Annotated in this window: 22 protein-coding genes and 1 other RNA gene; 13 read left to right on the top strand and 10 right to left on the bottom strand. The window is 66.7% G+C overall.

Going from position 1 to position 24,338, the window contains the following annotated elements; genetic code table 11:
• The first annotated feature begins 61 nt into the window (after positions 1–61).
• Positions 62–2,320: an ATP-binding protein gene (locus ACO07J_RS10920; RefSeq protein WP_422028844.1), complete on the top strand. Its 2,259-nt coding sequence runs from the start codon at positions 62–64 to the stop codon at positions 2,318–2,320.
• Between the two features lie 7 nt (positions 2,321–2,327).
• Positions 2,328–3,725: a sigma-54-dependent transcriptional regulator gene (locus ACO07J_RS10915; RefSeq protein WP_422028843.1), complete on the top strand. Its 1,398-nt coding sequence runs from the start codon at positions 2,328–2,330 to the stop codon at positions 3,723–3,725.
• A gap of 36 nt (positions 3,726–3,761) precedes the next feature.
• Here ACO07J_RS10915 and ACO07J_RS10910 read toward each other — a convergent pair whose 3' ends face one another.
• Both ACO07J_RS10910 and ACO07J_RS10905 read right to left on the bottom strand, forming a co-directional pair.
• A complete protein-coding gene (locus ACO07J_RS10910) occupies positions 3,762–4,871 on the bottom strand; it encodes a Hint domain-containing protein (RefSeq protein ID WP_422028842.1) in 1,110 nt (369 codons plus the stop codon).
• Between the two features lie 308 nt (positions 4,872–5,179).
• Entirely contained in the window at positions 5,180–6,103 is a 924-nt protein-coding gene (locus ACO07J_RS10905; protein ID WP_422028841.1) for a cyclase family protein, read from the bottom strand.
• A 175-nt stretch (positions 6,104–6,278) separates the two neighbouring features.
• Between ACO07J_RS10905 and trkA the strand changes: the two genes are divergently transcribed.
• From trkA to ACO07J_RS10880, 5 genes are all read left to right on the top strand, one after another.
• Positions 6,279–7,655: a Trk system potassium transporter TrkA gene (gene trkA / locus ACO07J_RS10900; protein WP_422028840.1), complete on the top strand. Its 1,377-nt coding sequence runs from the start codon at positions 6,279–6,281 to the stop codon at positions 7,653–7,655.
• Complete coding sequence (locus ACO07J_RS10895; RefSeq protein WP_422028839.1) at positions 7,656–9,188, top strand: TrkH family potassium uptake protein; 1,533 nt, start codon at positions 7,656–7,658, stop codon at positions 9,186–9,188.
• A gap of 132 nt (positions 9,189–9,320) precedes the next feature.
• A complete protein-coding gene (gene hfq / locus ACO07J_RS10890; protein ID WP_300894763.1) occupies positions 9,321–9,563 on the top strand; it encodes an RNA chaperone Hfq in 243 nt (80 codons plus the stop codon).
• A 36-nt stretch (positions 9,564–9,599) separates the two neighbouring features.
• The gene (gene hflX / locus ACO07J_RS10885; protein WP_422028838.1) at positions 9,600–10,877 is read left to right on the top strand and encodes a GTPase HflX; all 1,278 of its coding nucleotides are present in this window, start codon (positions 9,600–9,602) and stop codon (positions 10,875–10,877) included.
• Positions 10,878–10,969: 92 nt separating this feature from the next.
• Positions 10,970–11,584 carry a pyridoxamine 5'-phosphate oxidase family protein gene (locus ACO07J_RS10880; protein WP_422028837.1) on the top strand — a complete coding sequence of 205 codons (615 nt, stop codon included), beginning with the start codon at positions 10,970–10,972 and terminating at the stop codon, positions 11,582–11,584.
• A 144-nt stretch (positions 11,585–11,728) separates the two neighbouring features.
• Here the strand turns inward: ACO07J_RS10880 and ACO07J_RS10875 are convergent, their stop codons facing one another.
• From ACO07J_RS10875 to ssrA, 8 genes are all read right to left on the bottom strand, one after another.
• A complete protein-coding gene (locus tag ACO07J_RS10875) occupies positions 11,729–11,953 on the bottom strand; it encodes a ribbon-helix-helix domain-containing protein (RefSeq protein ID WP_422028836.1) in 225 nt (74 codons plus the stop codon).
• On the bottom strand, positions 11,950–12,129 hold the full coding sequence (locus ACO07J_RS10870; protein WP_422028835.1) for a DUF4169 family protein: 180 nt from the start codon (positions 12,127–12,129) through the stop codon (positions 11,950–11,952). Before ACO07J_RS10870 ends, ACO07J_RS10875 begins: the two co-directional genes overlap by 4 nt.
• Positions 12,126–13,517: a class II fumarate hydratase gene (gene fumC, locus ACO07J_RS10865; RefSeq protein WP_422028834.1), complete on the bottom strand. Its 1,392-nt coding sequence runs from the start codon at positions 13,515–13,517 to the stop codon at positions 12,126–12,128. Before fumC ends, ACO07J_RS10870 begins: the two co-directional genes overlap by 4 nt.
• A 55-nt stretch (positions 13,518–13,572) precedes the next feature.
• Positions 13,573–14,130: a class I SAM-dependent methyltransferase gene (locus ACO07J_RS10860; RefSeq protein WP_422028833.1), complete on the bottom strand. Its 558-nt coding sequence runs from the start codon at positions 14,128–14,130 to the stop codon at positions 13,573–13,575.
• A gap of 131 nt (positions 14,131–14,261) precedes the next feature.
• Complete coding sequence (locus ACO07J_RS10855; RefSeq protein WP_422028832.1) at positions 14,262–14,738, bottom strand: SspB family protein; 477 nt, start codon at positions 14,736–14,738, stop codon at positions 14,262–14,264.
• A 68-nt stretch (positions 14,739–14,806) separates the two neighbouring features.
• The gene (gene chrA, locus ACO07J_RS10850; protein ID WP_422028831.1) at positions 14,807–16,045 is read right to left on the bottom strand and encodes a chromate efflux transporter; all 1,239 of its coding nucleotides are present in this window, start codon (positions 16,043–16,045) and stop codon (positions 14,807–14,809) included.
• A 4-nt stretch (positions 16,046–16,049) separates the two neighbouring features.
• Entirely contained in the window at positions 16,050–16,862 is an 813-nt protein-coding gene (locus ACO07J_RS10845; protein ID WP_422028830.1) for a chromate resistance protein ChrB domain-containing protein, read from the bottom strand.
• A 136-nt stretch (positions 16,863–16,998) separates the two neighbouring features.
• Positions 16,999–17,348, bottom strand: a transfer-messenger RNA (tmRNA) gene (ssrA, locus tag ACO07J_RS10840).
• 264 nt (positions 17,349–17,612) lie between these two features.
• Here ssrA and ACO07J_RS10835 point away from each other — a divergent pair.
• From ACO07J_RS10835 to ACO07J_RS10810, 6 genes are all read left to right on the top strand, one after another.
• Positions 17,613–18,029: a universal stress protein gene (locus tag ACO07J_RS10835; RefSeq protein WP_422028829.1), complete on the top strand. Its 417-nt coding sequence runs from the start codon at positions 17,613–17,615 to the stop codon at positions 18,027–18,029.
• Positions 18,030–18,080: 51 nt separating this feature from the next.
• Entirely contained in the window at positions 18,081–19,787 is a 1,707-nt protein-coding gene (locus tag ACO07J_RS10830) for a BCCT family transporter (protein ID WP_422028828.1), read from the top strand.
• A 103-nt stretch (positions 19,788–19,890) separates the two neighbouring features.
• Complete coding sequence (locus ACO07J_RS10825) at positions 19,891–21,117, top strand: aminotransferase class V-fold PLP-dependent enzyme (protein ID WP_422028827.1); 1,227 nt, start codon at positions 19,891–19,893, stop codon at positions 21,115–21,117.
• Positions 21,118–21,165: 48 nt separating this feature from the next.
• Complete coding sequence (locus tag ACO07J_RS10820) at positions 21,166–22,590, top strand: cryptochrome/photolyase family protein (protein WP_422028826.1); 1,425 nt, start codon at positions 21,166–21,168, stop codon at positions 22,588–22,590.
• A 73-nt stretch (positions 22,591–22,663) separates the two neighbouring features.
• A complete protein-coding gene (locus tag ACO07J_RS10815; RefSeq protein ID WP_422028825.1) occupies positions 22,664–23,872 on the top strand; it encodes a class I SAM-dependent methyltransferase in 1,209 nt (402 codons plus the stop codon).
• Positions 23,873–23,875: 3 nt separating this feature from the next.
• Positions 23,876–24,334, top strand: coding sequence for a TrgA family protein (locus tag ACO07J_RS10810; protein ID WP_422028824.1), 459 nt, complete (start codon positions 23,876–23,878; stop codon positions 24,332–24,334).
• Positions 24,335–24,338: the final 4 nt, after the last annotated feature.

Raw genomic sequence — 24,338 nt, 5'->3', positions numbered from 1 at the left:
CGAACCAGGACCAGATATGGGGGGTGACCGCAGCAACATAACAACCTGATGGGGGGCGTCCGTGGCGACCCGGACACGCAGATTCTCGTGGGATACGGTCAGCCGCCTTCGGCGCCTCCGCCGCGTGCAGACGGCGGCGACCTTCGGTCTCGTGGTGCTGGGGCCGGTGCTGGCGCTGGTGACCTACCTGGTGATGGGCCCGCTCGACCAGGGCGCGTCGTCCAACATCCTGCGCATCGTGCTGCTGAGCGACCTGGTCTACGTGATCATGATCGCGGCGCTGGTGATGCAGCAGCTCATGCAGATGATCGCGGCGCGGCGCCGGCGCTCGGCGGGCTCGCGCCTGCACCTGCGGCTGACCGGCGTCTTCGCCATCATGGCGCTGGCGCCGACGATCACCGTGGCGGTCTTTGCCACGCTCTCGGTCAACATGGGGTTGGAGGCGTGGTTCTCCGACCGGGTGGGCCGGGTGGTCGACAACTCGGTCGCCGCCGCCCAGGCCTACGAGGACGAGCACCGCCGCGACCTCGTCACCGATGCCCAGGCGCTGGCCTCGGTCATCAACGCCACCAAGCGCGCGGCGGTCTTCATCGACGACGGCCAGATCCGGCAGGTCCTGTCGCGCGGCCAGCGGGAAATCCAGCGCGGGTTGCGCGAGGCCTTCGTGATCGACGGCACGGGCGAGATCCGGGCGCGCGGCGAACGCTCCTACCTCTTCGACTACGAACAGCCCAGCCGCGAACAGATCACGCAGGCCGACGAAACCGGCGTGCTGGTGATCCAGGACTGGGACAACAACGAGTTCCGCGCGCTGATGCCGCTCGAGGAAATCCCCGACCGGTATCTCTATGTCAGCCGCAATGTTGATGGCGCCATCCTCAACCTGCTGGACGACACCAAGGAAACCGCCCGCTTCTACGAACAGCGCGAAAGCGAGCGGGGGCGGGTGCTGTTCGAGTTCGGGCTGCTCTACCTCGGCTTTGCCGTGATCCTGATCCTTGCGGCGATCTGGCTGGGCATGTGGTTCGCCGAGCGGCTGTCGCGGCCCGTGGGCCGGCTGACCAGCGCGGCGCAGCGGGTGGGCGAGGGCGATCTCGACATCCGCGTGCGCGAGGAAGGCGGCGGCGACGAGATCGCGATGCTGTCGACCTATTTCAACCAGATGACCCGCCAGCTGAAGGGCCAGCGCGAGCGGCTGCTGGCCAACACCCAGCAGATCGAACGCCGGCGGCGGCTGTTCGATTCGGTGCTGGGCTCGGTCTCGTCGGGCGTGGTGGGGCTCGATGCCAAGGGGCGCGTCGCCTTCGTCAACCGCGCCGCCGAGCGGCTGCTCGACTGGCACGACGACCAGCAATCGCTGGAGCTGAGCTATGCCGTGCCCGAGTTCGGGCCGCTTTTCGACCGCCTCAAGGCCAGCGCCTCGGGCTTCGTGCAGGAAGAGATCAAGGTCAGCCGGGGCGCGCGGATGGAAAACCTGCTGGTGCGCATGTCGACGCGGCGCACCGAGCAGGGCAAGCGCGAGGGCTACGTGGTGGCCTTCGACGACGTCACCGACCTTGTCGCCGCCCAGCGGATGGCGGCCTGGGGCGACGTGGCCCGCCGCATCGCCCACGAGATCAAGAACCCGCTCACGCCCATCAAGCTGTCGGCGGAACGGATTAACCGCAAGTTCGGCAAGGTCCTGACCGATGACCAGAAGGACAGCCTCGAACAGCTGACCGGCGTGGTGATCCGCCAGACCGACGATCTGCGCCGCATCGTCGACGAGTTCTCGAAATTCGCCCGGATGCCCGAGCCGCAGACACGGCAGGAAGACCTGATGAGCCTTCTGCGCGAGGCGGTGCTGCTGCAGGAGGCGGGCCAGCCCGACGTGCAGTTCGAGACCGACATGCCCGAGGGCGCGGTCTGGGCCGATCTGGATGCCACGATGATCAGCCAAGCGCTGACCAACCTGATCAAGAACGCCGGCGAAGCGATTGAAAGCCTTCAGGAAAAGGGCGCGCCCGATGGCCACCGGCCGACCATCCGCATCAGCGGCGAGATGACCGGCGAGGAGGCGGTGATCCGCATCGCCGACAACGGCATCGGCCTGCCCGAGGACCGCTCGCGCCTGTTCGAGCCATATGTCACCACGCGCGAGAAGGGCACCGGCCTCGGCCTGCCCATCGTCAAGAAGATCATCGAGGAGCATGGCGGCCTCCTGACGCTGGAAGACGCCCCGGCCTTCGAGGAGGGCGCCCATGCCGGGGCGATGGCGGTCATCCGGCTGCCGGTCCTTGCCACGGCGCAGGCCACCGACCAGAACAGACAAGCGGTATGAGGTTCAAATGAGCGATATTCTGATCGTTGACGACGAAAGAGACATCCGGGAACTGATCTCCGACATCCTCGAGGACGAGGGCTTCACCACCCGCCTTGCCGGCAATTCCGACGAGGCGATGGCCTCGATCGGGCAGGAGCCGCCGGCGCTGCTGATCCTCGATATCTGGCTGAAAGACAGCAACATGGACGGGATCGACATCCTCAAGACCGTCAAGCGCGACTATCCGGACGTGCCCGTCGTCATCATCTCGGGCCACGGGAATATCGAGATCGCCGTCGCCGCCATCAAGCAGGGCGCCTACGACTTCATCGAGAAGCCGTTCAACATCGACCAGTTGCTCGTCGTCATCCGCCGCGGCATGGAAACCAGCCGCCTGCGCCGCGAGAACATCGCGCTCAAGCGCCGCGGGGCCGAACCCTCGGAGATGCTCGGGCAAAGCCCCGCCTTCCGCACGCTGGTCAGCCAGCTCGACAAGGTCACCAAGTCGAACGGGCGGGTGATGCTGACCGGGCCCGCCGGCTGTGGCAAGGAACTGGCCGCCCGCTATATCCACGCCCATTCCAACCGCGCCGACGGGCCGTTCGTCTCGGTCAGCTGCGCCTCGATCGAGCCCGAGCGGATGGAGGAGGTGCTGTTCGGCCGCGAAAGCGACGAGCGCGGCGTCGAGCCGGGCCTGCTGGAAGAGGCCAATGGCGGGGTGATCTATTTCGACGAGGTGGCCGACATGCCGCTCGGCACCCAGTCGAAGATCCTCCGCGTGCTGGTCGACCAGACCTTCCTGCGCGTCGGCGGCTCGGACAAGGTGCAGGTCGACCTGCGCGTCATCTCCTCGACCTCCCGCAACCTCGAGGCGCAGATCGAGGCCGACCGCTTCCGCCGCGAGCTCTATCACCGGCTGAACGTGGTGCCGATTTCCGTGCCCAGCCTCGAGGAACGGCGCGAGGACGTGCCCGACCTCGCCAACCATTTCATCGAGGTGCTGAACCGCGAGCAGGGCCTGCCGCTGCGCAAGATCAGCGGCGAGGCGAGCGCGCTTCTGCAGACGATGAGCTGGCCCGGCAATGTCCGCCAGCTGCGCAACGTGATCGAGCGGGTGCTGATCCTTGGCGACAGCAGCGGCGAGATCGGCGCCAAGGAACTTCCCGGTGAATCCCAGGGCCCGGTCGACGAGGGGCGCGTGGTGCTGTCGGGCACCGTGGCCACCATGCCGCTGCGCGAGGCGCGCGAGGCGTTCGAGCGGGAATACCTGCTGACCCAGATCAACCGCTTCGGCGGCAATATCAGCCGCACCGCCGAATTCGTCGGCATGGAGCGCAGCGCGCTGCACCGCAAGCTGAAGAGCCTCAGCGTGGTGACCGGCAACAAGGGCGTGAAACACTCCGAGGAGCAGGAGGCCGGGTAGGGGCGCGCCGCCGGCCAGCCCCCTCCGCCCGCGCCGCTACGCCGGGATCAGCGGCTTGCGGTTCTTCACGTGCCGCGCGACCAGCCGGTCGATGGTGGCCCCCTTCGCCCGGATCGGCCGGGCCGGCCCGCGCCCGGCGCCGCGCAGCAGGGCCCAGGCGGTCCGGCCCCGCCCCGACAGCGCCAGCCCGGCCCGTTCGGCCCGCAGCAGGGTTTCACAGGGCAATCCCTCGGCAAAGACGATCTCGTGGCGGCGGCAGAGCAGGTGATGGTATCGCACCGGCCCCTCCGGGCTGACCTGCGCCACGCCGGGCAGGCCGGTCAGCTTGATCGCCGGCACCAGCACCTCGGCCGTGCCGAACATCCGCGCGGCGATCCTCGAGCGCAGCCAGATCCGGTGCTGGGGCGAGACATACAGATCCCGCGCCGGCCGTCCGGGCCTCAGCGCGCCCCGGCCGATCCGCACCGGCCGGAGACGCGGGTCGGCCGCCAGCGCCTCGGGCGCAAGGGTGCGCGCGCTGGTCCACAGGACGGCCTGCGCGCCCCGGTCCATGGTAGCGACCCGGTCGTTGGGCCGCAGGGTTTCGACGGCCCGCGGGCCCTCGGGCGTGTCGATCAGCGTGCCGGCGCAGAAGCAGATCACGGTCTGCGCGTTGTTCTGCTCGACATCTATCATCACGTCGTCGCCCGCCGGGTCATAGTCGAGGTCGCCGGTCGTGAGCGACGTGATCCCCGCCACGTCGCCCAGGCTGTCATCCATAACCGCGAAGTAGCGCGTCTCGCCGCCGCCGGTGGGCGAGGCCACGATGAAGACGATATCGCTGTCATCGCCGTTGCCCGCGATCGTGCCGGTGCTGCCGTCCGACAAGGTATAGGTGACATCGCCGCCCGAGCTGCCCGTCGGCGTGACAAGCTCGATGCTGTACTCGACCCCGTCGATCGTCAGCACGCCGTTATCGGCATCCTGGGTCTCGTTCAGCTCGCCGATATGGGTGGCGCTGTTGCCGGTCTCGTTGTCGGAATAGGTGGCGTTGTCCACCACGCCGTGGATCGTGCCGCCGCCGGTGCCCTCGACCGTGAAGGTGGTGTTCACGGTGATGCCGGAAATCTCGATCAGGTCGGGAATCGGAGTGTTGTCTGCGCCCATGCTGTCGCCCTTCGGATGGTTCGGTGTCGAAACCGAAGCCGTATCGGGGCAGGGGGCGCTCTCGGGGCGGAGATCGTGGCAAAGCGGTGGAAAATGGTGACAAGTCGACGGGGTTGGGGGGCAGGGTGGCCGTTGCGCGCCTCACAACATCTGGCGTGCCCCCGCACCGCACGCCACATCAACCAAGGCGCGGGCGGTCATTCGCACCGACGCGATACCGACAAAATACCGACGTTATACCGACATCGGAAACCCAGCAAAATCAGGCCATTAACCCCGATTCGCCGCCATTCGTCGGGAACCGCCCGTCAATACACCGCCAACGGCGCCCCCGGAGAGCCGGTCGCCCCCCTGATCGGCACCGGTGCGAAGATATAGGCGAATTCCGAGATTTCGGCGTCGATCAGCCGCTCGCTTTCCACGTTGTCATGCAGCAGGATCCCGTGTTTCTGGGTCAGCGCCAGCGACACCGGGAAATCCCGCTCGGGCCCTTCTTTCACGGGCTGCACCCCCACCGTCCAGGCATCCGTCGCCACCAGCGCCACCTCGCGCTCGATCAGCCATTCCGCCACCTCCAGCCCGATGCCCGGCGCGCCGGAGAGGTAGGTGTCATTGTCCGCGATCCAGTGCCGCCCCCAGCCGGTATGGAACACCACCGCGTCGCCATTTCCGGGCTCGTTCACCCCGAACCAGTCGAGCGCCTTCTCGATATCGGCCACGGTGATCTCCTGTCCCGCCGCCATCGGCCCGCCGTTCACGGTGACCATGTCGATCAGGATGCCGCGGGTGAAGATGGGCTTGAGATGCTCCACCCCGGCCTCTCCGGGGCCGTCCTTCGGGGCCACCTCGTCGGGGGTGAAGCCATTGAAAAAGCGGGGGTCTTCGCCGCCGGTGCCGGTATGACCCAGCCCCTCGAGATAGGTGCCGGCGGTCAGCGGGGCGGATAGCGTGGTCTCGATCCGGGTGGAGGTGACGCCACGGCTGGTCGTCCGGCTGAGCGCGTAATCCTGCCCGGGCCCCAGCGGCATCTCGGGCCGGTATTCCCGGCCAAGCGGGATCACGCGGCCCCGGCGGATGATGTTCGCGGCCTCGATGGCGTTCAGCTCGGTCATCAGCACCGACGCCCCGGCCTTGTTCGGCAGGCCCAGCGGCCCGCTTCCCTCCTCCTGCGCCGCCGGGGGCAGGGCCGCCAGGCACAGCGCCGCGCTGGCGGTGATCAACAGGCGTGTCATCGGCAATGTCCTTCTCCGACCGTTTCGCTCTGGCTTCACTAGACCGCAGCCGACCGCCACGGATCAACCGGAAATCCGCGCCGCGCCCGGAGGCCGGGGCCGGGCGCCAAAGGCAATTGACCCCCATCCCCCCTTCTGTCATTCAAAAACCCCGACGACAGCTCAAGGTGCGTCCATGAAGGTCATCATCTGCGGGGCCGGCCAGGTGGGCTGGCAGATCGCCCGCCATCTGAGCGGCGAGAAGAACGACGTGACGGTGGTGGACAACAACGCCGACCTCGTCCGCCGGGCCGCCGAGACGCTGGACGTGCAGGGCATCAACGGCTTCGCCAGCTATCCGGACGTGCTCGACCGCGCCGGCGCGCGGGATGCCGACATGATCATCGCCGCCACCTATTCGGACGAGGTGAACATGGTCACCTGCCAGGTGGCGCACTCGGTCTTCGCCATCCAGCGCAAGATCGCCCGCCTGCGCAGCCAGTCCTACCTGGATGCCATCTATTCCGACCTCTACCGCCGCGACCACATGCCGATCGACGTGGTGATCAGCCCCGAGCGCGAGGTGGCCGACGCCGCCCTGCAACGGCTGGCCGCGCCCGCCGCCTTCGACACCGAGATGTTCCTCGGCAACAAGGCCCAGCTCATGGGGCTCAGGCTGGAAGAGGATTGCCCGGTGCTCAACACGCCGCTCAGGCAGTTGAACGACCTCTTCTCGACCCTGCGCGTGGTGGTGATCGGCATCCGCCGCGACGGGCGGCTTTTCGCGCCGGAGGCGGGCGACCAGCTTTTCGCCCATGACGAGGCCTATGTCTTTGCCCCGGTCGAGGATATCCCCCGCACGCTCGAGGTGTTCGGCAAGTCCGACCACAAGCAGGAGCGGCTGGTCATCGTCGGCGGCGGCAATATCGGCCTCGCCGTGGCGCAGTCGCTGGAAAAACGCGGCCGCAAGGCCCGCACCAAGATGATCGAGCGCGACCGCCGCAGCGCCGAACGCGCGGCCGATGCGCTGGAGCGGACCATCGTGCTCAACGGCGACGGGCTCGATTCGACCCTGCTGGCCGAGGCGGGCGTCTCGCGCGCCGACGCCATCCTCGCGGTGACCGACGATGACAAGACCAACATGCTGGCCTCGGTCCGGGCCAAGGCCGAGGGCTGTGCCTATGCCATCGCGCTGATCAACGACCCGACGCTGCTGCCGCTGATGGAGCCCTTGGGGATCGACGCCTATATCAACCCCCGCGCCACCACCGTCAGCTCGATCCTGCGCCACATCCGGCACGGCCGGGTGCACGCGGTCTATTCGATCGGCGATGCCGAGGCCGAGGTGATCGAGGCCGAGGTCATGTCGACCTCCAACATTGCCGGCGCCGCGATCCGGGATATCGACTTTCCCGAGGGCGTGCTGGTGGCGGGCGTGCTGAAGGACGGCGAGATCGTCAAACCCACCGGCGGCATGCGGATCGAGGCGGGCGACGTGGTGGTGATGTTCGCGCTGGCCGCCGACGTGGCACGGGTCGAGCAGCTGCTGCAGGTCTCGATCGATTTCTTCTAGATGGCGATGACCCCGGGCGAGCGCATCCTGAGCCTACCGCTGATCCTGTTGCTGACGGGGATCTTCTCGATCGCGATGTTCGTCCCCGCCCTGCACGCGCTGGTGAACGAGGATCACACCATCGCCCGGTCCTTCTTCTATTCCGGGCTGCTGGGGCTGACGCTGATCTTCGTGATCGGGCTGGCGATGACCGGGCGGGACCGGCGCGACAGCTCGGACCTGCAGAACCTGCTATCGCTGTTCCTGAGCTACACTTTGCTGCCCGTCTTCCTGGCCTTGCCGTTCTACGAGGGGCTGGGCACCACCACCTATCTCAACGCCTACGTGGAAATGGTCTCGTCGCTGACCACCACCGGGGCCACGCTGTTTTCCGAGCCGGGGCGGCTGACCGGCAGCCTGCACCTGTGGCGCGGGCTGGTGGGCTGGCTGGGCGGGCTGCTGGTCTGGATCTCGGCGGCGGCGGTGCTGGCGCCCCTGCACCTCGGCGGGTTCGAGGTGACCGCCCGGGCCGAGCCGGGGCAGGACGTGCAGCGCCTCGATCGGTTCCGCCGGGCCAGCTCGGCGCGCCGCATCGCCCAGTTCACGGCGCATCTCTTCCCGGTCTACACGGGGCTGACGGCGGCGATCTGGCTGCTGCTGCTGATCGCCGGCGACCGGCCGCTGGTGGCCACGATGCATGCCATGTCGACCATGGCGACAAGCGGCATCACCCCGCTGGTGGGCGTGCCCGAGGCGCAGAGCGGGATCGCAGGCGAGGCGATCATCTTCCTCTTCATGCTGTTCGGCCTGTCGCGGCTGACCTTCTCGTCCGACACGATCACCACGTCGCAGACCGGCCTGTGGGGCGACCCGGAATTCCGCATCGGCATCGCGCTGGTGGTGGGTGTGCCGCTGATCCTGTTCCTGCGGCACTGGGCGGCGGCCTTCGACGTGGACGAGATTGAGAACTTCTCCGAGGCGGTCTCGGCCCTCTGGGGGGGGATGTTCACGGTGCTGTCCTTCCTGACGACCACGGGGTTCGAAAGCGCCGCGTGGGACCAGGCGCGCGGCTGGTCGGGGCTGGGCACGCCGGGGCTTATCCTGATGGGGCTGTCGGTGGTGGGCGGCGGTGTCGCCACCACGGCGGGCGGGGTCAAGCTGTTGCGGGTCTACGCGCTCTATCTCAGCGGGCGGCGCGAGATGGAGAAGCTGGTGCATCCCTCCTCGATCAGCGGGGCGGGGCAGGCCAGCCGCCGCATCCGGCGCGAGGGCGCCTTCATCGCCTGGATCTTCTTCATGCTCTTCGCGCTGTCGCTGTCGTCGATCACGGTGATCTTCGCGGGGCTGGGGCTCGATTTCGAATCCGCCATCGTGATGGCCATCGCCGCGCTCTCGACCACCGGGCCGCTGACGCAGATCGCCGCCGAGACGCCGATCAACCTGCTTCAGCTCGGCGCGCCGGCAAAGATGGTCTTTGCCGCCGCCATGGCGCTCGGGCGGCTTGAAACGCTGGCCATCATCGCGCTCTTCAATCCCTCGCTGTGGCGCTATTGATACGGGCCGTGCGATTGCCCCTTGCAACGGGTTGAATTTTAGGGTGGAAACTCGGACCGTGCCACTTCATACTCCGCCGAGGGAGAGGGACGCGCCGATCCGCGGCGTCGCAAGAACAAAGGCAATATTACGATGGCGACAGATCGACAAAATCTGCAGGACGCATTTCTGAATCAGGTCCGCAAGACGAAGATTCCGGTGACCGTTTTCCTGATCAACGGGGTCAAGCTTCAGGGCGTGATCACCTGGTTCGACAATTTCTGCATTCTTCTGCGCCGGGACGGTCAGTCGCAGCTTGTCTACAAGCACGCGGTCTCGACCATCATGCCGTCGCAGCCGGTGAACCTGTATGACGGCGATGACGCGTCGTCCTGAGACGGGGCCTGACGACAGGGCCCGCACGGGGGCTGAGTGACCCAGACCGAGACCGACGCCACCCGCGCCTGGGTGGTGCATCCTGACATTCCCGGGGACGCCGACGCGCGTGACCCGGCCTACGCGCTGGACGAGGCGGTGGCGCTGGCCCATGCGCTGCCGGGGCTCGACGTGTGCGGCTCGAACGTGGTGCGCCTGCGCCAGCCGCATCCGGGCACGCTGTTTTCCAAGGGCAAGCTGGAAGAGCTGCGCACGCTGATCCAGGCCGAGGAGGTCGAGCTTCTGCTGGTCGACGGGCCGGTGACACCGGTGCAGCAGCGCAACCTCGAGAACGACCTGAAGGTGAAGCTTCTCGACCGGACCGGCCTGATCCTCGAGATCTTCAGCGACCGCGCGGCCACCCGCGAGGGTGTGCTGCAGGTCGAGATGGCGGCGCTCAGCTACCAGCGCACCCGGCTGGTGCGCGCCTGGACCCACCTGGAACGCCAGCGCGGCGGATTGGGCTTCGTCGGCGGCCCCGGCGAAACCCAGATCGAGGCCGACCGCCGCGCCATCGACGAACAGCTCGTGCGCCTGAAACGCCAGCTCGAGAAGGTGGTGAAAACCCGCAGCCTGCACCGCGCCGCCCGCGCCAAGGTGCCGTTCCCGATCGTGGCGTTGGTGGGCTATACCAACGCCGGCAAGTCGACGCTCTTCAACCGGATGACCGGGGCCGACGTGATGGCCAAGGACATGCTGTTTGCCACGCTCGACCCGACGATGCGCAAGATCGAACTGCCCGGTAACGGACCGGAAGTCATTCTGTCGGACACGGTGGGCTTCATCTCGAACCTGCCGACCGAGCTGGTCGCGGCCTTCCGCGCCACGCTCGAGGAGGTGACGGCGGCGGACCTGATCGTGCATGTGCGCGACATCTCGCACCCCGAGAGCGAGGAACAGGCGGACGACGTGGCCGCCATCCTCGACAGCCTCGGGGTCAACAAGGAGGTGCCGCAGCTCGAGCTCTGGAACAAGGTCGACCGGGTCGATTCGGAGGCGCGGCCGGTGCTCGAGAATCGCGCCGCCCGTTCAGACGATGTTTACCTTTTGTCGGCGGTGACCGGCGAGGGGATCGACGCGGTGGTCGAGGCGATCAAGGACCGGATCGCCGGCGTGACGATGCTCGAGACCCTTCACCTGGGCTTCGACGACGGCCGCCGCCGGGCATGGCTCTTCGACAAGGGGCTGGTCGAGGACGAGACCCAGGACGAGGACGGCTATCACCTCACGGTGCGCTGGAACGCGCGCCAGGCGGCCCAGTTCGCGGGGCTCTGATCCTTTTCCGTCACGCTGCCGTGATGGGGCTTGGCAAGGCGGGCAGGGCATGCCTATCTAGGGGTTGACCGATCGGTTAAGGATATCACCCCATGGCCAAGACTTTCGCCGAACTCGCCTTCACCCCCGCCGTGCGCAAGATGCAGGAGGCGCAGGGCTCTGCCCGCATGTATGACCGGATGCTCGACCCCGAGGCGGCGCGCGGCGACCGGCTTGGCCCGGACGAGGCGCGCTTCATCGGCCTGCGCGACGGCTTCTACCAGGCCACGGTCGGCGAGACCGGCTGGCCCTATGTCCAGTTCCGCGGCGGCCCGCGCGGCTTTCTCAAGGTGCTGGACGACAGGACCATCGCCTATGCCGATTACCGCGGCAACCGCCAGTATATCAGCGACGGCAACCTCGCCGGCGATGACCGGATCGCCATGATCCTCGTCGACTATCCCAACTCGGCCCGGATCAAGATCCTCGGGCGGGCACGGCTGTCGGACGACCCCGAGCTGATCGCCCGGCTGCGCGACGACGGCTACCGCGCCCGCGTGGAACGGGCGGTGGTGATCACCGTGGAAGGCTTCGACTGGAACTGCCCCCAGCACCTGCCCGTGCGCCTGACGGTCGAGGAGCTGGAGCCGGTGCTGGCCCCCATCCGCACCGAACTGGCCGAGCTTCGCGCCGAGAACGCGGCGCTGAAGGCAAGGTTGGCGGAATAGGGGCGCTGCCCCGCCGCGCCTCCGGCGCGACTCCCCGGGATATTTTCAGCCAGAAGAAGCGGGGGCGGAATACCGGGCTTCTTCTTGGTTCAAATATCCCCGCCGGAGGCTCCCAAAAAGGGCGTCTGTACCGAGGGCCGCAGGTCAGGTGGCCCGGTCCCGGTAATGCCGCAGCACGTAGAGCCGGATGGCCGAGGCGAGGCCCATCTCGGTGCCGCGGGCCGCATCGATCTCGGCGGCCAGCGCGTTGATCGGCTGGCCCTGCTCGGCGGCGATGGTGCGGAAAGCCTCCCAGAACTCGGTTTCGAGCGAGACGCTGGTGCGGTGCCCGCGCAGGGTGAGCGAGCGCTTGACGGGGCGGTGGCTCATGTCTCGCGCTTGTGGCCGTCGAGATGTTTGTCCGCCTTGTCGGCGGCGGCGCCGTCGCGGGCCTTCTCGGCCTTCGTCCGGCCGAATTTCACCGCGTTCTCGTCGGCCCGGGCGCGTTTTTCCGCCCGGGCCTTGTCCTTGCGGACCCGGTTCAGGTTGACCGGCTTGCCGCTCATTTCGGCCCGATCATCTGTTCCGGCCGGACCACGCGGTCGAAGGTTTCGGCGTCGACGAAACCCAGCGCGATGGCCTCTTCCTTCAGCGTGGTGCCGTTCTTGTGCGCGGTCTTGGCGACCTTGGTGGCGTTGTCGTAGCCGATCTCGGGCGCCAGCGCCGTGACCAGCATCAGCGACTCGCGCATCAGCTTCTCGATCCGCTCGCGGTTGGCATCCAGCCCGTCGATCAGGTTGTCGGTGAAAGCCGAGGCCGCATCGCCCAAAAGCTGCATGGATTGCAGCACGTTATAGGCCATCATCGGCTTGTAGACGTTGAGCTCGAAATGGCCCTGGCTGCCGGCAAAGCCCACGGCGGCGTCGTTGCCCATCACATGCGCGCAGACCTGGGTCAGCGCCTCGCATTGCGTGGGGTTCACCTTGCCCGGCATGATCGAGGAGCCGGGCTCGTTCTCGGGCAGGATCAGCTCGCCCAGTCCGCAGCGGGGCCCGGAGCCGAGGAAGCGAATGTCGTTGGCGATCTTGAAGAGGCTCGCGGCCACGGTCTTGAGCGCACCGGAGATCTCGACCATGGCGTCATGCGCGGCCAGCGCCTCGAACTTGTTGGGGGCGGTGACGAAGGGCAGGCCGGTGATCTCGGCCATGTTGGCGGCGACCGCCTCGTCCCAGCCCTGCCGCGTGTTGAGCCCGGTGCCGACGGCGGTGCCGCCCTGGGCCAGCTCGTAGATCCGCACCAGCGCCCCGCGGACCCGTTCGATCCCCATGGCGACCTGGTGGGCGTAGCCCGAGAATTCCTGGCTGAGCGTGAGCGGCGTGGCGTCCTGCGTGTGGGTGCGGCCGATCTTGATGATGCCGTCGAACTGCACCACCTTCTGTTCCAGCGCCACCTGCAGCTTGGCCAGCCCCGGCAGCAGCACGTTATGCGCCGTGGTGGCGGTGGAGATGTGCATGGCCGTTGGGAAAGTGTCGTTCGAGGACTGCCCCATGTTGCAGTGATCGTTGGGGTGGACGGGATCCTTGCTGCCCATGGTGCCGCCCAGGATCTCGATCGCGCGGTTGGCGATCACCTCGTTGGCGTTCATGTTGGATTGCGTGCCCGACCCCGTCTGCCAGACCACCAGCGGGAAGTTGTCGTCGAGCTTGCCGTCGATCACCTCGCCCGCGGCCTCGATGATGGCATCGGCCAGCTTGGCGTCGAGCGTGCCCTGCGCCTTGTTGGCCATGGCACAGGCCTTCTTGATGACCCCCAGCGCGCGGACCACCGCCACCGGCTGCTTTTCCCAGCCGATGGGGAAGTTCATGATCGAGCGTTGCGTCTGCGCGCCCCAGTACTTGTCGGCGGGCACCTCGAGAGGGCCGAAGCTGTCGGTTTCGGTGCGGGTGTCGGTCATTCGGGGGCTCTCCTGAATACGGTTCGCCCCCGTCATACCCAAGTGGCGGGAAAGTTCAATGCGTGCGCCGGCGGAAGACGAAAACCCGCGCGGGCGGCAGGTTGACCCAGACGGTGCCGCGTTTCTCGACCGAGAGACCCAGCTCGCGCTGCATCTCGGCCGAGATGGGCGGGTTGGGGCTGTAGGTGATCTGGGTGAAGAACCCCTCGGGCTTCATCAGGCGGAAGGCCGGGCCCACCACCTCGCGCTGGATCTTCGGGCGGGCCAGCACCGGCACGCCCGAGATGACGGCGCCGATCTCGGAAAGGCCCAGCTTCTCGATGTCCTGCGCCGGCTGGTTGAGGACGCGCACGCCGGGGAAGCGGGCGCGCAGGATCTCGCAGAACCGGGCGTTGGTTTCCAGCAGGGTGAGCTGTTCGGGGGCCACGCCGCGGGCGAGGATCGCGCGTGTGAAGCTGCCCGTGCCGGGGCCGATCTCGACCACCGGGCCGGTATGGCGGTCGACCCCTTCGGTCATCCGCCACGCGACGGCGCCGGAGGAGGGGAGAAGCGCCGAAACCTCGGCCGGGTGGCGCAGCAACTCGCCGAAGAATAGGCCCATATCGTTTGCCATGTTCGCATCCTCTGCGGTGGGGTCAGAGGCGAGATAGCAAAGCCGCGGGACGGGGCAAGCGGGGCCCGCGAAACTTCATGAAAACTTCATGGGATAACCGTGTCGCCGCGCGCCGCGACGGGCGCAAGCGGCTACTTGCGGAAGCTGTCGAGGCTCACCACCTCGGCATCCTTCTTCTCGGTCTCTTCCTCGACATCCTCGGCAAAGCCGGCCGGTTCGCCGTCGTCCTCCGCCTCGTCGTCATCCTCGTCCTCGTCATGGCTTTCGAAGCGCAGGCCGAACTCGACCGAGGGGTCGACGAAGGTCTGGATGGCGTCGTAGGGGATATAGAGGCTTTCCGGCTCGTCCCCGAAGTTGAGCGTCACGCCGAAGCCGTCGTCATTGACCTCGAGATTGTCGAACCAGTGCTGCATCACCACCGTCATCTCGGTCGGGTAGCGCTCGCGCAGCCAGGGGGCGAGCCGGGCATCCGGGTGGGTGGTGTCGAAGGTGATGAAGAAATGGTGGGCGCCGGGCAGCCCCTTGTCGCGCACATCGGTCAGAACCTCCTGGATGAGGCCGCGCATCGCGCTGTGCATGAGTTTTCCGTAGTCGATCTCTCGCGCCATGATGTCCCCGGGTCGTGCCCGTTGTTGGAGGGATTCTCCCTCTAACAAAGACCCATGGCGGGCCGGCGTCAAACTAAAAGTTCCGCAGCCCCCGAGATGGCCGCCATCAGCCCGAGGCAGAGGATGAGGGGCAGGCGCAGGCCAAGGAGAAGGACAATCGCGATCCCGATGAAAACAAGGTTTTCCGGGATCAGGCTGGCCGCCTCGACGCGCGGGCCGAAGCGGCCGGGCGCGACGTCGGCGAAGATCACGTGCAGCGCGAACCAGACCGAAAGGTTGAGGATCACCCCCACCACGCCGGCCGAAATCGCATCGAGCGCGCCGCGCAGGCGGGGGCGGGCGAGCAGGGTTTCGACGTATGGCGCCCCGGCGAAGATCCACAGGAAGCAGGGGGTGAAGGTGACCCAGAGGGTGAGGGTGGCGGCGAGGAGCGCCAGCCACGGCCCGCCCTCGGCAAACCCGGCGAGGAAGCCCACGAACTGCGTCACCAGGATCAGCGGGCCGGGGGTGGTTTCCGCCAGCCCCAGCGCGTCGATCATTTCCGGTGTCGTCAGCCAGCCATGGGTCTCGACCACGGCCTGCGTCATGTAGGCCAGCACCGCGTAGGCGCCGCCGAAGGTGACCACGGCCAGTTGCGAGAAGAAGAGCGCGAGGTCGGTCAGGAACTCCGCCCCGGAGAGCCACAGCAGGGCCACCGGCGCCAGCCAGAGCGTGCCCCAGGTGGCGACGGTGCGCAGGGTATCGGGCCGGTGGGGCGGCGGCGCGGGCTCGGCCGCCACATGGGTCGTGGTGACATAGCCCCAGAGCGCGGCGGCGGCGATGATGAGCGGGAAGGGGATGGACAGGAAGAAGAGCGCCGCAAAGGCCAGCCCCGCCAACGCCCAGCTCGACGGCCCGCCCAGCGCCTTGCGCGACAGCCGCCAGAGGGCCTGCAGCACGACCACGACGACGGCCGCCTTGATGCCGGCAAAGAGCGACTGGACCAGCGGCATCTCGCCGAAATGGGCATAGCCGAAGGCCAGCCCCATGATCACCGCCGCCCCCGGCAGCACGAAGAGCAGCCCCGCGATCAGCCCGCCCGGCACGCCGCGCAGCTTCCAGCCGGCATAGGTGGCCAGCTGCATCGCCTCCGGCCCGGGCAGGAGCATGCAGAACGAGAGCGCCTGCAGGAACTGTTTCTCGGAAAGCCATTTGTGTCGCTCGACCAGCTCGGCATGCATCAGCGAGATCTGCGCCGCCGGCCCGCCGAAGGACAGCACGCCGATGCGTCCGAAACTTCGGAACAGGTCGCCGAATGTGACCCTCATCGCCTCAACCCCGCGCGGTTGGCCAGTCATGGCCTTCCTCGTACCCGTCCCGTGCCCAGCGGTAGAGAGCGTCGTAAAGGCCCATGCCCGCCTCGAGCTGCGCGTGATCGTCGCGGTACTGGCGCGACAGGCCGACCGAGACGGCCAGCAGACCAGCGGCGGCGGGATGCAGGTCGTGGCGGTTGGTATCCGCGCCGCGCACGACTTGGGCCAGCCTGAGCAAGGCCTCGGAGGTCAGGCCGAATTCCTCGACCATGGTGTCGAAGGTGCAGGTCTCTTCCCGGTGGCTCCAGAAGACGCCTTCGATGTCGAAGGGCGTGGCGCCGAACCGGTCGGCAACGGCGCCGACATCGGCGGGCGCCACGAACAGGAATCGCGCCGAGCGGTCGACGAAGCGGCGGATCAGCCAGGGGCAGGCAATCCGGTCGATCTTGGGCCGGTGGCGGGTGACCCAAAGCGTCTCGCCCTGTACCGGCGTCGGCAGGCTGGCCGCCGGCACCCGCATCGTTCCAGCCGCATCGCGCCAGGCGTACATGCCGCCTTGCAGGAACTCGGCGGCGATCCCGTCGCCCCTCAGCCAGCTTGCGGCGCCCTGGCTGAGTTTCCCGCCCTTCTGGCAATAAACCACCACGCGCTTTCCTCGCAGCTTCGCCGCCAGCCCCGGCAGGTCGGTGAACGGGTGCCGGGCGGCGGAGGGGATGAGATAGGGATCTTCCGAGAAGTCCTCGTCGGTGCAAAGATCGACGATCGCCGGACAATCGGGCGTTCCGATCAGCCGGTCAAGACGGGATACGGTGATTTCATTGGGCGCAGGCATGGCACATCCTCTGGTCTGACAGTGGATGCGACTTTGGGCCTTGGCCTCACGGGGCAGTCGCAATGGGGCCCCATGCGGGAAACCTACCCGAGGGGGCGTCAAAGTCAATTGCCGGGGAGTGTCGTATCGGGAGGTAAGTGCAGGCTTCTGTTGCCAGGTGCCTGCGAACCCCGCCTTACCTTGCTAGAGGCAAGGGCTTCAATTTCGGTCTTGTCACCGCTTACGCGGCAACTGCAACCGGAGCATTATTGTCGTTGGCAATTATGCTTGTTCGGACCGATAACGGTGGTACCTCACCGGGACAAAGCCACTCCTTTACACGTTCGTCGATCCTGTTTCGGCCCCAGATCCCTCCAACGAAAGGTATTTGGTGGAGCCGCCGGGTACCGCCCCCGGGTCCGATCCGCTTATTACGAGCGCGTTTATGCCCATAGTTCCCGAAGGAACATCGTGAACATAAGCGCTTGCGCGGTGTTTTGAAAGGGGAGAGATGCCGCGAATCCGAGAAATCCCCGTGGCACCGGTCAGCGGGCGCCGGCGGCTTTTCGCCCTTTGGTTGCACCGGCTTCATGTCGCGTAACGTACAAAAACGGTCGCCGGTATTTGTAATGCAACGCGGAATCGGGTTAGCCTGCCCCCCTAGGCGTGGGCAATTTCACGCTGATGCTGAAATAACGGGCAAAAACGAGGCACATTGGCGCCGAGGCAAGCTGTCCGGCGATTCCCAAGTGTCCGATCAGGAGGGAATTCGTGTTCAACAAGATCATGACGCCGGTCGACCTGGCGCATCAGGGCGATCTTCAGAAAGCGCTGGCCTGCGCGGCCGACCTGGCCAAGCACTACGGCGCAGAGGTCGTCTATGTCGGCGTCACCGCCGCCGCACCGAGTTCGACCGCCCACAACCCCGAGGAGTTCGACGCCAAGCTCAAGGCCTTCGCCATGGCGCAGGGCAGCGAGCACGGGATCACCGTGTCGTCGAAAACCGAGATCTGCCACGATCCCTCGACGGACGTGGACGACGCGATCATCAAGGCGGCCAAGGAGACCGGTACCGACCTGGTGATCATGGCCAGCCACGTGCCCAACGTGCTCGACATCATCTGGCCGTCGAACGGCGGCAGCGTGGCCGAGCATGTCGATTGCAGCGTGATGGTGGTGCGGAGCTAGGCTTCGCACGGACGGGACAGGACGGAATAAACACACAACAAGGAGCCATGCATGGCCGATGAAACAGTAGATCAGGGGATACCGAAGCCGGAAGGCTCGGCAGATCTCATTCAGACCGATTACGAGATCGGACAGGACAACATCCAGACGAAAGTGGGCCCGTTCGGCCTCGACATCCACAACCCGGTCTTCGTGATTTCCGGGTTGGTGATCGTCGCCTTCGTGGCCTTTGCGATGTTCGCGCAGGACACCGCGAACGCGCTCTTCAACGGCGTCGACGCATCGGCCGTCGAGGGCTGCGAGGCGGGCGCCTTCTGTGATCTGGGCCTGCGGGCCTATCTCACCCAGACCTTCGACTGGTTCTTCCTCTGGGGGGCCAATATCTTCGTCATCTTCTGCCTGTTCCTGATCGTCAGCCCCTGGGGCTCGATCAAGCTGGGCGGGACCGAGGCGACGCCCGACTATGGCTATCCCGGATGGTTCGCGATGCTGTTCGCCGCCGGCATGGGCATCGGGCTGATGTTCTTCGGCGTGCTCGAGCCGGCCTATTACTTCGGCACACCGTGGGGGGATGCGCCGCTCGGCACTGTCCGCCCGTTCGGTGAGGATGGCGCGCTGATCCAGGAGAACGTGGCAGAGGCCCGGCGCATGGCGCTGGCCGCAACCTCGTTCCACTGGGCGCTGCACCCTTGGGCGATCTATGCCGTGGTGGCGCTGGCGCTGGCGCTGTTTTCCTACAACAAGGGCCTGCCGCTCTCGATCCGCTCGGCCTTCTACCCGATCTTCGGCGAACGGGTCTGGGGCTGGACCGGCCACATCATCGACACGCTGGCCGTTTTCGCCACGCTGTTCGGCCTTGCCACCTCGCTGGGGATCGGCGCGCAACAGGCGAATGCCGGCATCAACCATGTCTACGGCCTGCCCAACAACATGACCGTGCAGGTCATCCTGATCTGCGGGATCACCGCGGTGGCGCTGATCTCGGTGCTGCGGGGCCTCGACGGCGGCGTGAAGGTGCTGTCGGAGATCAACATGGTCGTGGCGCTGGTGCTGCTGGTCTTCGTGCTGTTCACCGCCGGGGCTGTCGGCATCTTCACCGACTTCATCTCGACGCTGGGCGCCTACGTGCAGGAGGTGATACCGCTGTCGAACCCGCATGGCCGTGAAGATACCGGCTACATGCAGGGCTGGACGGCGTTCTACTGGGCCTGGTGGATTTCCTGGTCACCGTTCGTGGGCATGTTCATCGCCCGCGTCAGCCGGGGCCGGACCGTGCGCGAGTTCATCACCTGCGTGCTGATCATCCCGTCGCTGGTCTGCATCTTCTGGATGGCGGTCTTCGGCGGCGCGGCGATCAACGACATGATCGCCAACCCCGACACCTCGGCGGTGAAAGCCAACGTGATCGACGCCTATTCGCCCGAGCTGTCGCTCTTCGCGATGCTGGAAAGCCTGCCGCTGTCGGCGATCACCTCGACCATCGGGGTCATCCTGGTGATCGTGTTCTTCGTCACCTCGTCGGACTCGGGTTCGCTGGTGATCGACACGATCACGGCGGGCGGCAAGGTCGACGCGCCGGTGCCGCAGCGGGTGTTCTGGTGCACCTTCGAGGGGCTCGTGGCCATCGCGCTGCTGGTCGGCGGCGGATTGGGGGCGTTGCAGGCGATGGTGATTTCCACCGGCCTGCCGTTCACCATCATCCTAATCGTGCTGTGTATCGGCATCACCAAGGGCCTGATGAGCGAGAAGCGCGCCTGACCTGACGGCGCGACGATTTCGGAAAAGGAAGCCCCCCGGGTGTTGCAGCCCGGGGGGCTTTGTTGTTTCTTGCCGGTGAGTTGGGCAAAAATTGGGGGGCGGCATGCCAACGACACTGGATATCGATTTCGTGCGGGCGCAGTTTCCCGCTTTTGCCGAGGGAAGCCTGAAGGGGCAGGCATTCTTCGAGAATGCCGGCGGCTCCTATACCTGCGGGCCGGTGATCGAGCGGCTGGAACGCTATTACCGCCAGCGCAAGGTGCAGCCCTATGCGCCATACGAGGCCAGCCGGCTTGCGGGCGAGGAAATGGACGAGGCGCGCAGCCGGCTGGCCGCGATGCTGGGGGTGGAGACGCAGGAGCTGAGCTTCGGGCCCTCGACCACGCAGAACACCTATGTGCTGGCGCAGGCCTTCCGCGAGTGGCTGAACGAGGGCGACGCGATCGTGGTGACCGACCAGGATCACGAGGCCAATTCCGGCCCGTGGCGGCGGCTGGCCGATGCGGGGATCGAGGTGCGGGAGTGGCGGATCGACCGGGACACCGGGCTTTTGCGGCTGGACGACCTCGAGACCCTGCTTGACGACAAGGTGCGGCTGGTGTGTTTCCCGCATTGCTCGAACATCGTGGGCGCCGTGAACCCGGTGGCCGAGATCACCGCGGCTGCCCATGCCTCGGGCGCGTTCGTCTGTGTCGACGGGGTCAGCTATGCGCCGCACGGTTTTCCGAACGTGGGCGAGATGCGGCCCGATATCTACCTGTTCTCGGCCTACAAGACCTTCGGGCCGCACCAGGGGGTGATGGTGATCCGCGAGGAGCTGGGGCGGCTCTTGCCCAACCAGGCGCATTGGTTCAACGCCGACACGCTCTACAAGCGGTTCACGCCGGCGGGGCCGGACCATGCGCAGGTGGCGGCCAGTGCCGGTATGGCGGATTACTACGATGCCCTGGCAGGGCATCATGGGCTGAACGGTGATGCGGCGGCGCGGACCAGCGGGGTACATGACCTTTTCCGGGCGCATGAGACGGAGCTGTTGCAGCCGGTGCTCGACTTCCTGTCGGATCGAAACTCCGTCCGGCTGATCGGGCCACGGAACGCGGCAGAGAAGGCGCCGACCGTGGCGGTGGAACTGCCCGGGCCGGGGGAAGACGCGGCGGCGAAGCTGGCGCGCCACGGCATCATGGCCGGTGGCGGTGATTTCTACGGCTCGCGCCCGTTGCAGGCGATGGGGGTGGACCTGAAGAAAGGGGTGCTGCGGCTGAGCTTCGTGCATTACACCACCAAGGCCGAGATCGACCAGTTGCTGACCGCGCTGGACGACGTGATCTGATCCGCTAGGTCGCCTCTTGCGTAAAGAGTACAACGGCAAGAGGCGGGCATGAGCGATACGAAACCGACGATCCTGTGGCTGCGGCGTGACCTGCGGCTGAGCGACCATCCGGCGCTGACCGCGGCGGTGAAGCGGGGCGGGCCGGTCATACCGGTGTTTATCCGTGACGCCAGCATCGACCGGCTGGGCGCCGCGCCGCGCTGGCGGCTGGGCCTGTCGCTGGAGGATCTGGCGCAGCGGCTGAAGGACAAGGGCAGCCGGCTGATCTTTCGCGCCGGGCCGGCGCAGGAGGTTCTGCGCGAACTGGTGACCGAGACCGGGGCAGGGGCCGTCTACTGGTCAAGGCTTTACGATCCGGAGGCGATCGAGCGGGATTCGGATGTGAAGTCGCTGCTCAAGGATGACGGCGTCGAGGCGGAAAGCTTCGAGGGGCATGTGCTGTTCGAGCCGTGGACGGTCGAGACCGGCGAGGGGGGCTATTACAAGGTCTATTCCCCGATGTGGCGCGCGGTGAAGGATCGCGAGGTGCCGGAGGCGCTGGCTGCGCCGTCGAAGATACCCGCGCCGGGGACATGGCCCAAGTCGGACAAGTTGGACGACTGGCAGCTCGGCGCCGCGATGGACCGGGGCGCTGCCGTCTGCCTGCCGCATCAGCGCGTGGGCGAGGAGGCGGCGCAGGGCCGGCTGGGCTGGTTCGCGGGCCATGCCATCGGCGACTACGACACGGGCCGCAACATGGTGGCCGAGGAGGGTTGCTCCGGCATGTCCGAGAACCTGACCTATGGCGAGATTTCCCCCCGCCAGTGCTGGCATGCCGGCTGGCGGGCCGCGAAGGAGGGCGCCGAGGGGGCCGAGACATGGGTGAAGGAGCTGGTCTGGCGCGAGTTCGCCTATCACCTCATGTACCACACGCCGCGCATCACCGAGCGCAACTGGCGCGAGGGGTGGGACCGCTTCCCGTGGGAGGAGAAGGAAGACCGCAAGAGCGTGCTGCGCTGGAAGCAGGGGCGCACTGGCGTGCCCTTCGTCGATGCCGCCATGCGCGAGATGTACGTGACCGGCAAGATGCACAACCGCGCCCGGATGATCGTGGCGAGCTACCTGACCAAGCACATGATGACCCATTGGGACATCGGCAAGCGCTGGTTCGAGGATTGCCTGACCGACTGGGACCCGGCCAACAACGCGCTGGGTTGGCAGTGGACGGCCGGAAGCGGGCCGGATGCCACGCCGTATTTCCGGGTCTTCAACCCCGAGACGCAGGCCGAGAAGTTCGACCGCGACGGCACCTATCGCCGCCGCTGGATCGCCGAGGGGCAATCGCGGCCGACCAAGACGGCGCTGTCCTATTTCGACGCCATCCCGCGAAGCTGGAACCTGTCGCCCGACGACGCCTACCCGGAAGAGCCGGTGGTGGGCATGAAGGAAGGCAGAAAGAAGGCGCTGGAGGCCTACGAGGCGCGGGACTTTTGAAAACATTGGCAAAACCCCTTGCCGCTGGCCGCAACAGCGGCCTAGCCTTGGGGTGCATATTTGGGGGAACCGGATGATCCTGACCGACACGACCGGCCAGAAGGACCTGCCGCGCTACTTCGCGCAGGCCTTCGACACGGTGCAGAAGATCAATTGCGGGCGGCTCGATTTCGTCCTGCCCGACGGGCGGCGCTTTCGCGTGGAAGGCAAGACGCCCGGGCCGGTGGCGGAACTGGACATCCACAACCCCGATTGTTTCGCGCGGCTGATCCGCGAGGGGGATCTGGGCTTCTGCGACGCCTATCTCGAGGGGTGGTGGAGCACGCCGGACCTGCAGGCGCTGATGGATTTCGTGCACGAGGACAACTGGGACGTCTATGACGGCTTTCCCGGCATGGGGCTGGTGCGCATGTACGAACGGCTGCGCCACTGGCTCAAGCGGAATTCCAGGGCGCAGGCCAGGCGGAACATCAGCCACCATTACGATCTGGGGAACGATTTCTACCGCCTGTGGCTCGACGACACGATGACCTATTCCAGCGCGCTGTTCCGGACGGGACAGGAAAGCCTCGAGGCCGCGCAGACCCAGAAATATGCCAGCATGGTCGACCAGCTTGGCGCCAAGCCCGGCGATCACGTGCTGGAAATCGGCTGCGGCTGGGGCGGGTTCGCGGAATATGCGGCGAAGGAGCGGGGGCTCAGGGTAACCGGCCTCACCATCAGCCGGGAGCAATTCGCCTTCGCGCAGGAGCGGATCGCCAGGGCCGGCCTGTCGGAGCAGGTGACCTTCAAGCTGCAGGATTACCGCGACGAGCGCGGCTCCTATGACGGGATCGCCAGTATCGAGATGTTCGAGGCGGTGGGCGAGCAGTACTGGCCCACCTATTTCGGCACGGTGCGCGACCGGCTGAACCCCGGCGGGCGGGCGACGCTGCAGGTGATCACGGTCGAGGATCACCGTTTCGAGGCCTATCGCAACACGGTCGATTTTATTCAGAAATACATCTTCCCCGGCGGCATGCTGCCCAGCCCCTCGGTGCTGCGGGCCGAGGTGGAACGGGCGGGCCTCCAGGTGCTGCGCTCGATCGAGTTCGGCGAAAGTTACAGCCAGACCCTGCGCCGCTGGCACGACACCTTCAACGAGAAGTGGGAGGAGGTCGCGCGCCTGGGCTTCGACGACCGCTTCCGCCGGATGTGGAATTTCTACCTGACCTCTTGTGCCGGGGCGTTCCGTGGGGGAAACTGCGACGTGACGCAGATCACCATCGCAAGGCCCGGATAACACATGCGCCCAACAGAACGGATGCCCACCGTCGGCAAGCTCATCTGCGCCATCGGGCTGGCGGCACTGGGCTGGCAGGCCACGCAGACCGTCAAGGCCATCTGGCCCATCGAGGAAAGCTTCGGCCATTTCAGCCTGTTCACGGCGCTTCTGGGGCTGCTGGTGGGCTGGTGGGTCATGGGCCGGCGGATCGGGCGGGGCTACATGGCGGCACTGGGTGCCGGGCTGACCGGGCTTGGCGCGTTCGTGTTCTGGGAATTCCTGCTGCTGTCCTTCTACGACATGATCCAGCGCTCGCTCGACCTGCGGTATGACGGGCCGGTCGAGGCGATCCAGGGCATGTTCGAGATCGCTTTCGAGTATGCGCAGAACGTCTATTACTGGCCGCTGATCTGGTTCCTCGTGCTGGGCGCGATGGGCGTCGCGTTGGTTGCCGAATTCGTCACCCGCAGGTTCCGCTGAGCCG

Origin of the sequence: Roseovarius sp., from assembly GCF_965228755.1 — a bacterium.
Classification (GTDB): Bacteria; Pseudomonadota; Alphaproteobacteria; order Rhodobacterales; family Rhodobacteraceae; genus Roseovarius.
The sequence above is the reverse complement of the archived record's forward strand: the minus strand, read 5'-3'. Positions and strand labels throughout refer to the sequence as shown.